Origin of the sequence: Spirulina sp. CCNP1310 (assembly GCF_034932185.1) — a bacterium.
Classification (GTDB): Bacteria; Cyanobacteriota; Cyanobacteriia; order Cyanobacteriales; family Spirulinaceae; genus Spirulina.
The window spans coordinates 1-13,386 of record NZ_JAYGHW010000029.1 but is presented as its reverse complement, the minus strand read 5'-3'; the positions used below and the strand labels follow the sequence as shown (position 1 = coordinate 13,386).

At 52.6% G+C, this 13,386-nt stretch carries 12 protein-coding genes and 1 pseudogene; 7 read left to right on the top strand and 6 right to left on the bottom strand.

Annotated elements, in window-relative coordinates; genetic code table 11:
* Nucleotides 1–276: 276 nt before the first annotated feature.
* Nucleotides 277–1,053 (top strand): response regulator, encoded by a 777-nt coding sequence (locus VB712_RS07785; RefSeq protein WP_416236288.1) that lies wholly within the window; start codon nucleotides 277–279, stop codon nucleotides 1,051–1,053.
* Here the strand turns inward: VB712_RS07785 and VB712_RS07780 are convergent.
* Together VB712_RS07780 and VB712_RS07775 are read right to left on the bottom strand one after the other, a co-directional pair.
* Nucleotides 1,050–3,098, bottom strand: a complete 2,049-nt coding sequence (locus tag VB712_RS07780) for a GAF domain-containing protein (RefSeq protein ID WP_323253819.1) — start codon at nucleotides 3,096–3,098, stop codon at nucleotides 1,050–1,052. The genes VB712_RS07785 and VB712_RS07780 overlap by 4 nt on opposite strands.
* A 365-nt stretch (nucleotides 3,099–3,463) precedes the next feature.
* Nucleotides 3,464–4,681 carry a glycosyltransferase family 4 protein gene (locus VB712_RS07775; protein ID WP_323253817.1) on the bottom strand — a complete coding sequence of 406 codons (1,218 nt, stop codon included), beginning with the start codon at nucleotides 4,679–4,681 and terminating at the stop codon, nucleotides 3,464–3,466.
* 187 nt (nucleotides 4,682–4,868) lie between these two features.
* Here VB712_RS07775 and VB712_RS07770 point away from each other — a divergent pair, with 187 nt between their 5' ends.
* Nucleotides 4,869–5,855: a DnaJ C-terminal domain-containing protein gene (locus VB712_RS07770; protein WP_323253815.1), complete on the top strand. Its 987-nt coding sequence runs from the start codon at nucleotides 4,869–4,871 to the stop codon at nucleotides 5,853–5,855.
* A gap of 135 nt (nucleotides 5,856–5,990) precedes the next feature.
* Here VB712_RS07770 and VB712_RS07765 read toward each other — a convergent pair whose 3' ends face one another.
* The 3 genes from VB712_RS07765 to larC are packed head-to-tail and all read right to left on the bottom strand — an operon-like array spanning nucleotide 5,991 to nucleotide 9,220.
* Nucleotides 5,991–6,740, bottom strand: coding sequence for a hypothetical protein (locus VB712_RS07765; RefSeq protein ID WP_323253813.1), 750 nt, complete (start codon nucleotides 6,738–6,740; stop codon nucleotides 5,991–5,993).
* Between the two features lie 39 nt (nucleotides 6,741–6,779).
* Nucleotides 6,780–8,015: an FtsW/RodA/SpoVE family cell cycle protein gene (locus VB712_RS07760; protein ID WP_323253811.1), complete on the bottom strand. Its 1,236-nt coding sequence runs from the start codon at nucleotides 8,013–8,015 to the stop codon at nucleotides 6,780–6,782.
* Complete coding sequence (gene larC, locus VB712_RS07755) at nucleotides 8,012–9,220, bottom strand: nickel pincer cofactor biosynthesis protein LarC (protein ID WP_323253809.1); 1,209 nt, start codon at nucleotides 9,218–9,220, stop codon at nucleotides 8,012–8,014. Before larC ends, VB712_RS07760 begins: the two co-directional genes overlap by 4 nt.
* Nucleotides 9,221–9,337: 117 nt before the next feature.
* On the opposite strand from larC, the gene VB712_RS07750 reads away from it, so the two are divergent.
* Nucleotides 9,338–10,003 carry an L-threonylcarbamoyladenylate synthase gene (locus VB712_RS07750; protein ID WP_323253807.1) on the top strand — a complete coding sequence of 222 codons (666 nt, stop codon included), beginning with the start codon at nucleotides 9,338–9,340 and terminating at the stop codon, nucleotides 10,001–10,003.
* A 140-nt stretch (nucleotides 10,004–10,143) separates the two neighbouring features.
* On the opposite strand, the gene VB712_RS07745 is transcribed toward VB712_RS07750, so the two are convergent.
* Entirely contained in the window at nucleotides 10,144–10,296 is a 153-nt protein-coding gene (locus VB712_RS07745) for a hypothetical protein (protein ID WP_323253805.1), read from the bottom strand.
* A gap of 41 nt (nucleotides 10,297–10,337) precedes the next feature.
* Between VB712_RS07745 and VB712_RS07740 the strand changes: the two genes are divergently transcribed.
* The 4 genes and pseudogenes from VB712_RS07740 to VB712_RS07730 all read left to right on the top strand — a co-directional run bounded on the left by VB712_RS07740 (nucleotide 10,338) and on the right by VB712_RS07730 (nucleotide 13,255).
* Nucleotides 10,338–11,540: a HetZ-related protein gene (locus tag VB712_RS07740; protein ID WP_323253803.1), complete on the top strand. Its 1,203-nt coding sequence runs from the start codon at nucleotides 10,338–10,340 to the stop codon at nucleotides 11,538–11,540.
* Nucleotides 11,541–11,866: 326 nt separating this feature from the next.
* Nucleotides 11,867–12,067 (top strand): annotated as a pseudogene (locus VB712_RS20440) (hypothetical protein); the annotation flags it as partial.
* A gap of 229 nt (nucleotides 12,068–12,296) precedes the next feature.
* Nucleotides 12,297–12,842 carry a DUF4236 domain-containing protein gene (locus tag VB712_RS07735; protein WP_323253801.1) on the top strand — a complete coding sequence of 182 codons (546 nt, stop codon included), beginning with the start codon at nucleotides 12,297–12,299 and terminating at the stop codon, nucleotides 12,840–12,842.
* Nucleotides 12,843–12,991: 149 nt separating this feature from the next.
* A complete protein-coding gene (locus VB712_RS07730; RefSeq protein WP_323253800.1) occupies nucleotides 12,992–13,255 on the top strand; it encodes a UPF0175 family protein in 264 nt (87 codons plus the stop codon).
* Nucleotides 13,256–13,386 lie beyond the last annotated feature (131 nt).

Here is a 13,386-nt window from a genome sequence, read left to right as displayed (position 1 = left end):
ACGGTGGGGCACACCGAAAGTAACGCTTGGGGAGAGAACCACCTCTATGTAGGACTTCGCAAGGAATCCTAGGTAAGTGGACTCGGTGAGCCAAGAATCCCCGTGCCTTTAGGCCGGGGAGTGTCAAACCGCAGATCTGTCCTCTGAATCCTATCAAAGAGAAGGCAAGGGGGGGATCTCGATCAGGGATGCCCTTGCCGAGAGGAGGGATTTAGCTACACTTGGGAGCGGCATCGTCCATTGCTCCCCCGACCTTACCGCTGCCATGCGATCGCCATGCAAAAAATTCTCGTCATCGAAGATGAAGTCCAAACCCGCGAGATTTTTTCCCGCTGTTTGCATTTTGAAGGATTTCTCGTCTTAACCGCCGCCCATGGCACAGCGGGGGTGGAGCTAGCGCGGCAAGAGCTTCCGGATTTAATTATCTGCGATATCATGATGCCCGATATGGATGGCTATCAAGTCCTGGCCACAATCCATGAAAACCCCGCCACCGCCGCCATTCCCTTTATTTTCCTCACCGCTAAGGTGACGATGGCGGACTTGCGCCAAGGCATGGCATTGGGGGCAGATGATTATTTAACCAAGCCCTGCACGGTGGAGCAATTACTCGGGGCGATCGCCACCCGTTTAGAGCGTCAAGCGATGCTCAAGCGCTGGTATGCGGCCCAACCCCAAGGCGATCGCCCTGCTCAACCGCTCAACTCAATCTTTCCAGAGCATCCCACCCTTAGCCCCGTTTTCCACTTCATCGAAGCCCATTATGATCAACCGATCAAACTCACGGACGTAGCCCAAGCCGTCGGCTATTCCCCCGCCTACCTCACCAACTTGGTGCAAACCCAAACCGGCCGCACCGTCAAACGCTGGATCATTGAGCGGCGCATGGCCCAAGCCCGTCACCTTCTCACCACAACGAACCAAACCGTCAATGCGATCGCCCAACAGGTCGGCTATCACGACGTGAGCTATTTTGTGCGCCAATTCCGCCAATGTCACCACAACTCTCCCCAACTGTGGCGTAAAACCGACCCGGCCCAAGCCGCCTCCTAACGCTGGGGCGGGGTCACGGTTGACAGCCGTCCACTGTGACAAGGGATCGTAATCCGGAATTCTGTCCCTTGTCCCGGTTCCGACAAACATTGCAAATGGCCGTGATGGCGCTCCACCACAATTTGATAACTAATCGATAATCCTAACCCCGTTCCCTTGCCAATGGGTTTGGTGGTAAAGAACGGGTCAAAAATTTGGGATTGAGCCGTCGGGCTAATGCCTTTACCATTGTCAAAAATTTGAATCTGAACCTGCTCATCCAGACAACGGGTGACAATCTTTAACACCGGCTTAAACGTCGCATCTTCCGCCGCTCGCTCCTCCACTGCATCCATGGCATTACTGAGAATATTCATAAACACCTGATTCAATTGGGCCGCATAGCATTCCACCCGAGGCAAATCCCCATAGTCTTTGTCCAATTGAATTTTGCCGTGGCCCGATCGCGCCTTGAGGCGATGGTGCAAAATTAACAACGTGCTATCAATGCCTTCATGGATATCCACGGCCTTCATTTGGGATTCATCCAGTCGGGAGAAGGTACGCAGCGAGAGGACAATTTGCCGAATGCGCTCGGTTCCCATCTTCATCGAGGCGAGAATTTTCGGTAAATCCTCCGCGACAAACTCTAAATCTAACTCCGCAATTCGCTCCTGAATTGCTTGGGGCGGCACAATATAATACTGCTGATAAAGTTGAATCAGTTCTAGTAAATCCTGGGTATAGTTATCAATATAGGTGAGGTTGCCAAAGATAAAATTAACGGGATTATTAATTTCATGGGCTACCCCCGCCACTAACTGCCCCAAGCTGGCCATTTTTTCACTTTGGATCAGGTGGGTTTGGGTTTGTTGTAATTCTTTAATGGCAAAGGCGAGATCTGCCGCTTGGCTGCGGGTGGTTTCCAGTAGTTCCCCCTGTTGCAAGGCAATGCCCAATTGGGTACTAATTTGCGTCAGCAATTCCACCTCATAGCCGTGCCATTGGCGAGGGGCAGAGTTTTGATACACCGCCAACAGTCCCCACAGTTGCAGGGATTGGAAGATGGGAACAATGATATAGGCGCGGGCCTGGAGTTGTTCGATCAACGCCACATGACAGGGGGAATAACCCGCTTGATAAATATCATTAATCACCGAAGGCTGATTATCGCGGTAGCGGCCCCCGGCGGTTTCTTGGAGGTAGGTATCGGCAATTAGGGGATGGGATTCAAGGAGCGATCGCCATTCTGGGTTCATCGCTTCAGCAACAATCTCACCACTCCAATCGGGGGCAAACCGATAAATCACCGCCCGCTCCACATTCAGCAATCGCCAGGTTTCCTGGGTGGTGGTTTCAAAAATGGTTTGAATATCCAGGGAGCGGCGAATTTTATCGACGGTGGCCGCTAACGTGCGTTCTCGCTCCATCACCCCCGCCAGTTGTTCCTGTTGAGCGGCTAACTGCCTTTGATCCTGATCATGCTGGATCGCTAAGGCGAGGAGTTGCGTCACCTGATCAGCGGTTTCGAGATCTCCCTGAGACCAAGGCCGCGGCCCTTGGCAGTGATAGATCCCCAATAGCCCCCAAAGGCGTTGGCTCGTTCCCCCCGTGACGGCTCTAATGGGAATCACCAACTGGGCGCGGATTTGGAACCGCCGCAACATTTCCAGATGGCAGGGGGTGAGGCCGGTGCGTTCGATATCGGCGATCGCACTGATCTGGCCGTCTAAATACAGTTGGGTGAGACGGTGGCCAAAATAGGAGTCTTGGATCGTCCGTTGTAGCCCTGGCTCTAGCTCCGGGGCGACGGATTCCGCCACAAATACGCCATGGCCAGGCCAATCCGGTTCAAAGCGGAAAATCCCCACCCGATCCACCCCAAAATAATCCCGCACCGCCACCGCCGCCGTTGCCAATAAACCCTCCAACGATGACGCTTGATGAATGGCCGTGAACAATTGCCGCGATAATCTATGGCTGGCAGTCCAATCGCTCAGGGAGGCATCGCTAATTTCTGACCAAGGGGAAAGCACAGCAGTACGTTGGGTTTGCATATTATCCATGACAGGTGAGTCTTGAATCACTCTGGGGTGATGGCAAAGATGAGAGCAAAAGAGGGGTTAATGCCCAGACTATTCTGAGGGTAAAAGCGTTCCACTGATTGAACAACCAAAAAATTGTTAAATTTATCTTAGAGGATCAGATCCGACAACCTCCGTAGATTTTTCTGGTTGTTACAAAACTTGCGAAAACTGCGCTCACTTATTTGAAGTTTTGTAAATCAGGGAGAATGCCCCAGGACTGATCCCCAGTAAGATTCCGCAATTTTACGGATTGTTTGAGCCTCTCTCAGGAAGATTACCGGGTTAAAATTTCACCCTGAGTAGGTTCCGGGAGCATCCCTAGGGCCAGGGTCAACTCTGAGCAATTAAACGGATTTGGCTTGCTCCAAGGATTCGACTAAAACGTCATGGAGGCGATCCACTTCTTGGGCTAAATTGAACTCTACCATCACTTTTTGACGACCGGCTTCACCAAAGGCCGCCCGAAGCATAGGGTCATCTAATAACTGGGCAATTTTGGCCGTCAAAGCATCACTATCCCCCGGGGAAACGAGATAGCCATTGATGCCATCATCGACGAGTTCACTAATCCCGGCGATGCGTGTCGTCACCACCGGCACGCCCGCCGCCATCGCCTCCATCAGCGACACCGGCACGCCTTCGGCAAAGCTGGGCAGCACAAAGACATCGGTTTGAGCCATGGCGGCGCGGACTTCGGTTTGGGATTGATAACCGACAAAGAGGACGCGATCGCTCACCCCCCGTTGCCGGGCAAACTGCTCCAACAGTTGGCGATCTTCCCCATCGCCCACGACGGTTAAGTGAAGATCAGGGTAATCTCCCTGGAGTTGCGCCAAGCTATTGAGGAGAATGGGGAGGCCCTTGGCCGCCGAAAGCCGCCCCACGTAAAGGAGTTGGGAGCCGGGTTTGTCGTGGTGGACGGGTTGGAACTGATCCGGGTCAACGCCGCAATGGATGATGTGGAGTTTGGGCCAGGCGGGGAAGGGGGCGAAGTACATTGCCTGGCTGCGGCAAAAGTGGCTAATACAGACGACAAATTTCGCCCGCTCGATTTTCGTATCCAAGCGCCAGCGGTAGGGTTCATAAAAAATATAGGGGCCGTGGAGCGTAAAACTATAGGGGCGATCGCCTAAATGGGCCGCCAACATCGCCACGGTACAACTGGAATCCCCCAAATGGTTATGGAGATGTTCAATTTGCTCTCGTTGGAGGTAATGGGCTAATAACCCCGCTTCGATAAAGTAGACCAATTGATACAGCAGACCCCGTAACCCCGGCTGCCGGGTTTTAATCGCCAGTTTTAACCCGCTGAGATAGCGGCCGGGCTGTTTGAAGAGCAAACCAAGATGGGCAGTGAGCAGTTGGGGCAGTTGGGGGGGAAGGAGGTAGGTGGTGCGATCGCGCTCTTGGCGCTGCTCTTCCCCCACCAGTTGGGAGGCACTGGGGCGACGCACGGAAAAGGTGCGCACCTCAACGCCCAGATCCCGCAGCGTGAAGACTTCCCGTTGAATAAACGTATCCGTTGCCCGTGGGTAGGTTCCGGTTAAATAGCCAATGCGCATGATCTTTCCTGCCTCGCTCACTTTCTGTATTTTAGGGGGGCGAGCCACGGGGGCGATCGCCTCCCCTTAAAGTTCCCACCCGCCCCATCGGGATCAGGTCGGAAAAACCGAACCGAAGCGAGAGAATCCCTCTGCTATGCTAATTCAAGAGATCGAGACACTGATGGGTTAAACGTGGGGAAAGTTTATGGCTTCAACAGACTTCAAAGACTACTATGCCCTCCTGGGTGTGGGGAAAACAGCGGCAGCGGAAGAGATTAAAAAAGCCTTTCGCAAGCTGGCTTTGAAGTATCATCCCGACCGCAACCCTGGAGATAAGGACGCAGAAGCCCGGTTCAAAGAAATTAGCGAAGCCTACGAAGTCCTCTCTGATCCCGAAAAACGCAGCAAATATGATCAGTTTGGCCGCTATTGGCAGCAGGCCGGCAGCAGTGGGGGAAATCCCTTCAGTCGGGGCGGCTCCACGGGGACAACGGTGGATTTTAGCCAGTATGGTAATTTTGAAGAATTTATCAATGAATTGTTAGGTGGTTTAGGGGGCCAAAGTCGCAGCTATCGCACCCCCCCCAATAGCCGCAGCAATTACCAGTCCACCACCGGCTTTCGCACCGAATACGCTCCCCCCACCTCTACCCCTGGGGGAACCAGTGAAGCCAACCTCAAGCTCAACCTCACCGAAGCCTTTCGCGGTGTGCAGAAACGGCTAAATATTCAGGGGGAAATTATTGATGTGCGAATTCCGGCGGGGGCCAAACCCGGTAGCCGTATCCGGGTGCGGGGCAAAGGCACGATTGATCCCCTAACGCGGGCGCGGGGGGATCTCTATCTCAATGTCGAGATTGAACCCCACAGCTTTTTCAACTTTGATGGCGATAACTTAACCTGTGAATTGCCCGTCAGCCCCGACGAGGCGGTATTAGGGGGAGCGATCGCCGTCCCCACCCCCGATGGCCCCGTGACGATGAAAATCCCCGCTGGTATCCGCACCGGCCAAACCCTCCGGCTTCGGGGCAAAGGTTGGGTCAATCCCAAAGGCGATCGCACCGATCAACTGGTAAAAATCATCATTACCCCCCCCCAAAACCCCAGTTCCCTCGAAAAAGAATATTACGAAAAACTCCAAAGCATCCGCAGCGAAAACCCCCGCCGCCATCTCGACCAGATTCGCCTTTGATGAGGAAAGAGGATAGAGAAGAGAGGATAGAGGGACATTTAGCGTTCTCCCACACTCCTCACTCCTCACTCCTCACTTCTCACTCCTCACTTCTCACTCCTCACTTCTCACTCCTCACTTCTCACAGGAAAGTTTTTAAGGATTATGCAGTTCCCTCACCGGCTGCTTGAGGTGGAGGGGAATCTGTACCGGCGTAGCATCGAAGGCGGGTGGGTTGGGGGTGTTGAGGGCTTGGAGGAGCGTTAACAGGGCCGGCTGAACGCGGGGGTGTTGCTCTTCGGTGAGCAACAGGTGGAGATAATCCCGCAGATGTTGCCGTTGGCTGCGGCTATAGTCCCGATGGGTTTGGCTGAGTTTGTGGAGGGCAAAGAGGCGTTTAACGGGGTTGGGATGGGTGAGGGCCCAAACGAGGCGATCATATTGATGGGTGGTGCGGCGGCGCTGCTGTTGGGTTTGTTGGATGATTAGGTAGGCAAGAATGCCCCAGATCGCCACCCCTTGACTAATTTCCTGGGCCGCTAACCAATGATTATTGGTATTCAGCCAAACTGCAATGGCAAAATAGGTGGCGATCGCCACGCCCCCCCCACTGGCTACCGCCACCACTAACGACTGCTGTGGCCCCGCTAATAACTGCTGCACCTGCCGCCAAGACCGTTGCCAACGCCCCTGTTGCCACCAATAGACCCACCACATAAACCCCGCCCCGGAACTGGTGGCCAGGACAAGCTGACTATTCCAGATCAGGAGGGCGATCGCCCCACTCATCCCCGCTCCCCACAATGCCCAGCGGCGGGTTTGGGGATGGCGACAGAAACGAACGCCCTGAGCCAAGAGCCGCAGGGGTTGCCAAGAGGAGGAGCGAGGAGAACGAAGGGAGGACACAGGCAAGATCAATGCAAGGCACATCGCCCATAGTATCATTTACGGGTTTTCCGGGGTTTGTTGCCCCTCCGGCGGGCGACGGCGACTGGCGAGGGAAACCACCTCCGCCGCACTGCTTTCCCGCGCCACCCGCACCAACAAGCCGGCGATCGCCAAACTCGCAATCACCGAACTCCCCCCATAGCTAAAGAAAGGCAGAGGTAAACCCGTCGTGGGCAAAAGTCCTGTCGCCACGCCAATATTGATCAACGCCTGACCCACAAGAAAAATCATCGCCCCCACCACAATTAACTGATGGATGGCATGGCGTGCTTTGAGGGCCACCCAAAAGGCGAGGGTGGCATAGCTTGCCAACAGCAGCAACAGCAAAATCCCCCCCGCCAGGCCAAATTCCTCGGCAAACACGGAAAAAATAAAATCGGTGTATTGAATCGGCAGATAAAACAATTTTTGCTGAGAAAGGCCATAGCCCGACCCCCACATTCCCCCCGAACCAATGGCCAACAAGCTTTGAATCAGTTGATACCCATCCCGCATCGGATCCGCCCAGGGATTGAGGAACGACATCACCCGCCGCCGTTGATAATCCTGAATACCAATACTGATCACCGCTAAAAGCAGACCCGATCCGGCGGTAGTCCAGAGGGTGAACCACCGTAACCCCGCCGCCATCGCCATCAACCATAGGCTCATGCCACAGAGGGCAGCGGTACTGAGGTTCGGTTGCAGCAGGATCCCCCCCACCATTAAGGCAAAAATGCCTAACCAGACCCCCCGCACCGCTGGCGATAACTTGGGCCAGCGGCCAAAAATCGAGGCACTTTGTAACACTAAAAAGGGTTTGATCAGTTCCGAGGGTTGGATGGGGATAAAGAACACCGTTAACCAACGGGTGGCTCCGTTCACCGTCGTCCCCACCCCTGGAATTAACGTGATTAAAATTAAGCCCACCATGAGGGGCATGAGCCAGCGGGAGAGGTTGAGTAAGCGATGGAGGGGCGATCGCACCGCGAAGCTAAACCCCACCATCCCCAGGGCAATCCAAGCCAGTTGCCGCTTGAAATAATAGAGGCCATCGCCATATTCCGCATCCGCCACGGGGAAGGAGGCGGAAAACAGCACCAACAACCCCAAAAATAACCAGAGGAACGTTAACCACCGCAATAACCGCGCCGCCAGCGACCAATGCACCACATCTTGATCAAGAAAGGGGGCGAGATAGCGGAGCCAATGGAGCCAAGGTTTTTGGGGTTTAATCGGGGTTTCGATGGTCATCGCTCAGGGGGAGAGGTGGGCCTATGGGCATTGTGCCATGGGGCGAGGGCGGCATCATGGACGGTTTGCCAGGGGAGATCCTGGGCTTGGGCGATCGCCCGACAGTCTTCGTATTCCGGTTGAATATTCAGGAGTTGTTCCCCTTGATGGGCGAGCTTGACCCGCACGGGGCCGTAGGGGGTGTTGACGGTTTCAAGACGACGGTTTAAAGCGTGGCGGGGTTGCAAACTGCGGCGAATCCCTAAGGTGGGGGTTTCGGTGAAGAGGATTTGCTCGCAGGTGGTGGTGAGGGCGGGGGGGCAAATGACGGTGATCAGCGTTCCCAATCGGTTTTTTTTCATTGTGATCCCCTGGGTGAAGACATCGAGGGCCCCGGCGGTGAGGAGTTGGCTTTGGGCATAGGCGATCGCCTGGGGGGAGGCATCATCAATCTGAGTGGCCAACACCATCACCGTTTCTAGGGGGGGGCTGCTTTCCCCTTCTCCCAACCAAACCCGGACAAAGTTCGGCAAAGCAAAGGATTTTGTCCCCGCTCCCCAGCCGGTTTTCTGCAACCGCATCGCCGGAACGCCGCCAAATTCCGCCGCCAACGTCACCATCAACGCTGCCCCCGTCGGTGTCACCAATTCCCCCGTTAAACCATTGTCGTAAACCGGCACGGCGCGATTTTCCCAGAGTTTTAACACAGCGGGAACCGGCACAGGCATTAAACCATGGGCCGCCTTAACTGTGCCGCTGCCGGTGGGTAAGGCAGAGCAATAGACCTGCTCCACGCCGAGCCAATCCAACCCCAAACAAGTGCCGACAATATCCACCAAGGCATCCACCGCCCCCACCTCATGGAAATGCACCGCTTCCGGCGCGACACCATGGACGGCTCCTTCGGCAATAGCGAGGGTTTCAAACACTTGAATCGCTTGGCTTGTCACCGTTGGGGGTAAATGGGCCCCGGCGATCTGTGCTCGGATTTGGGGGAGATGGCGATGGTGGTGAGTGCGATCGCTGTGGAGATCCACCACAACTTTGATGCCCCGTTGGCCGTGATGGTCTTGGGGATTGGCTCGCAACGTAAACTCATCCCCCATCCCCAAGCCTTGGAGTTGCTCCATCAAGTACTCTAGGGGAACGCCCAGATCCACCAATGCCCCTAGGCACATATCCCCCGCAATCCCTGTTGGACAATCAAAATAGGCGATTGTGGCCATGTCAACCTTACCCAAAATCATATCTATCGGCGAATCATTTTTCGGTAGGGGCGAAAAATTTTCGCCCCTACAGTCTAATCGGAACTGGGCCTGTTTCCTCTCCTGATTCCTAAACCCATGGCCACCCTATATTCAATCCATCCGGATAACCCGCAAACCCAACGAATAGAGACTATAGTCAAAGCGCTGCGGGGCGGTGCTGTGATGCTTTACCCCACAGACACGGTTTATGCCATTGGCTGTGACCTGAATGTCCCTGCTGCGGTTAAGCGGGTGCGACAGCTTAAACGCATGGCCAACGATAAGCCGCTGACGTTCCTCTGTTCCTCCCTCTCTAACATCGCTGCCTATGCTGCTGTTTCTGACCAAGCCTATCGAATCATGCGATGTTTAATTCCAGGGCCTTATACGTTCCTGCTTCCGGCTACCAAGCTCGTTCCCCGCGTTGTCATGAACCCGAAGCGGAAAACCACCGGCATTCGGGTTCCCGACGAGCGGATTTGCGATGCGCTCCTGGCGGAGTTGGGCAATCCGATTGTGTCCACCTCTGCCTATGTGCCAGCCAGTGAAGACCATGGAGAATTACCCGTGTTGGGGATTGAACGGATGCGGCTGTTTGATGCCCTTGATCCTTTGGTGGACATCATTATTGACACGGGGGTTGAGTTGGGGTTTCAGACTTCAACGATTGTCGATCTCACGGGCGATCGCCCCGCCATCATCCGTCCAGGGCGGGGAATGGATGCCCTTCAAGATTGGTTGGTTGATGGGGGGAGGGGCTAGTTCGCGCCCCCCTCACCACCACAGGTTTCCATTTCGGACAACTTCCTGCTCCCATACCAGTTTTTCAACTGATCACAATCCCTCCCTTTGTCGGAGCAAAGATCTCAGCGGTGCTCATGTGGCTCTCCCTCAAGTCTGGTTTAGGTTTGAGGGATTTTTACCCCCCAGGTGCGGGGAGTTGGGGCGATCGCCCCAGCCGCCCCATTCACCACCAAATTCAGGTTGTGACACAGCCACAACCCAAGGGGAAAGGGCTGCAATCTACAGTCAAGGTGTTGAGCAAGAGAAACCAAAGCTTGCTAACTGATTCACTTCCATCGACTGGGGCATTACCATGAACGTCAAAACCACCACCACCTGCTACGCTCCTTCTCAAGTTTCTACTCCCACGGGAGAAAATCCGGAACAACCCACCACAACTTTTTGTCTAGAGCAAGCGCTCCTCGAAGATGTCCGCCAACATTTAGGCACAGTTTCGAGTTCGGCGCGGGCGGTGGTGCAGCGGATCACCATCGAAGTAGAGCGGGTGTGCAGCAAGAGCGATCGCATCCAAAAATCCGGCGAAATCAACACCCACCTGCTCTATTTAGGGCAACATCGTCTCAAAAAGTGCCTTGCCTACCACCGTTTAGGCTCTAAACAGGGCCGGGTGGAGTTGCACAGCAATTTGAGTGTGATGGTTTATCGCCACATCGCCCCCACCCAAGCCCAGTTAGGGTTTTCGGGACGGTACACATTGATTGAAGATTTCCTCCAAGATTTCTATGTGGAATCCCTCAAAGCCTTCCGCCGCGAAAATGAAGTGGCGGAGGACTACCAACCCCGCAGCCCCATCCAGTTAGCGGAATACATGGCCTTTACGGAGCAATACGCCAAACGGCGGATCACGCTCCCCAATGGTTATTCCCAACAATTAATCATCCTGCGGGCCCAAACCTTTGCCCGTCGCCAACCCAAGGAAACCGCCGTCGATATTGAGCAGGCGGTGGAGTTTCCCAAGGGTGAAGAGGCGGAATCCCGCCATCGTTCGGCGGCGGTGCAACAGGTGCGCAATCAAATGGTGGCGGATACCCCCGATCCTTGGGAAACGGCAAAGCGCGATCGGGTCGTTAATGCCCTCTTTGACTATCTGCAAAGCCAGGGTCATGAGGACTGTGCGGACTACTTGGCGCTGAAGCTCCAAGATCTACCTGCCGCCGAAATTGATGAAATCCTCGGCCTCACGCCTCGCCAACGGGACTATCTCCAACAGCGGTTTAAATACCATGTGGAAAAGTTCTCCCGTACCAGTCACTGGGAAATTGTCCACCAATGGCTCGATGCCGGTTTAGGGCAACGGTTAGGGATGACGGAAATCCAATGGCAATATTTCCTCACTCAACTGTCTGAAGCGCAACGGCAATTGTTAGACCTTAAACAAAGCCAATGCAGTGAGGCAGAAATCATGACCACGCTGAAGTTAACGGCTAAAAAAGTCCAAAAAGGTTGGACAGAAATCCTCACCCTCGCGGCGGCGATCCGCAACGGCGATGTCTAGGCGATTCGGGTCGGGTTATGGATCGCGTCTGCTCCCCAACCCCCCGATTAATAGCTGGACATCTTCGGCTAACGTGCATATCTGCTTAATTTTGTATAACATTTACCTTGACTTTAGACAAAGCTAAAATCCTTACCCATTAAGGCTTTTTATCCAAAAATGAAGTTTTGTATATTCTAGCCCCAGCAATTTTTGACACCTCGATATCCATGTGCTAGAATCCCGGCAAAAATCATGGAAGGGTTCTGCGTTGATCGGCAAGTGTCAGGGGAGCGATCACCCAAACCGGGATTACTAATGTAAAATTAGAGGTGTAGTTTCATGCTGTGAATACGTTAAGAACGCTTTGGGCTACGGTTCGACAAGGCAAAACTGAGTTGTTAGAATCAGCAGAACTATCAGAAGGAGTGAGGGTATTAGTCACGCTCTTGCCTGACGAGGAAAATGAGTTCTGGTCGCAAGCTAGTCAGATTTCGCTCGATACGGTCTGGGATAACGCTGAGGATGATATCTATGCCGAGTTACTCGAAGCGCAATTTGATCTTAGTACGCTATCCTTTTTCAGATCTGTCAAATTCAAAATTACAGATTATTGATGAATTTCTTAACATATCGCTCTCACTATTCATGCTTTAAGAGAGAAGTTGCTTAGTTTATAGGTTAAGTTTCGCAAACCTCAACCAAAAAACTTGTTGAAATCCCTGTCATTTTAATAGATGGACAAGTTTATAACAATAAAAAAAGAGGATTAGAACAATGGGCTGGAAGTTTAGAAGTAAGCGTAGCATTAAGATTTTGCCTGGTGTACGTCTTAATTTTGGAAAAAAAGGCGTTAGCAGCGTTTCAATTGGTAGTCGTGGTAAAGCTTTGGGCGCAACCACCAACATCAATTTTAAAACCGGAAAAACGAAGCAAACTTACAGTATTCGAGGAGTTGGATCTATCGAAAGTACATCTGACAAAACTACACATAGAACTCATACAAAAAAAGGAACAAATACAAGAAATCCTCAAAGTAAATACCAATCGGTTAATAACCGATCTGAATTGCAAAATATCCTCGGCAGCAAAAAAAATGCCGCTAGTATTTTTGCAATTTTATTAGGATACCTTGGTGTTCACAAGTTTATTTTAGGATATAGATCTGAAGGTTTAGTGATGTTATTCGCAACACTTCTAACTGGTGGCCTTGCTTCCCCAATTATTTGGCTAGTTGCTGTAATTGAAGGTATTATTTATCTTAGCAAAAGTGATGAAGAATTTAGTAATACTTATCTGAAAAATAAAAAAAGTTGGTTTTAAAAAAAGTAGAATCGTAGGATGGGTTAGATCGATTTTCATGAGGCAAAAGAGCAACTGAATGACTGACGCACCATCTTGACCCAGGCACATCGTTAATGATTGAGCAACCTGCGGAATGTTAGATAAATGATCATCAGGAGAAACTTATCATGCAGATCACGATTGAACTCCCCGACGACATAGCCAATCAATTACAACCCGTCAATGTTTCCCGCCGATTTCTAGAACTGATCGCGGCTGATCACTATCGTCAAGGCCGTATTGGAGCCGCCGAAGTGCGACAAATCCTCAACTTTTCCTCTCGTTGGGAGACCTACGAATTTCTGAAGCGTGAAAAAGCTTATCTGCCCTATACCGAAGACGATTTAGAACAGGATATCCAAACCATTCGTAATCTTTTAGGGACAGAATGATTATTGGGCACATCGAAAAAAAGAAAAAACTGAGCCCCCAGGGAAAAATGTGAGAGGCTAGAGGAGGAAGACTCAGGGAGAAAAGCTCATGGCAAAAGGATTTGGTCGAATCAAGCGCCGCCGAAAAAACC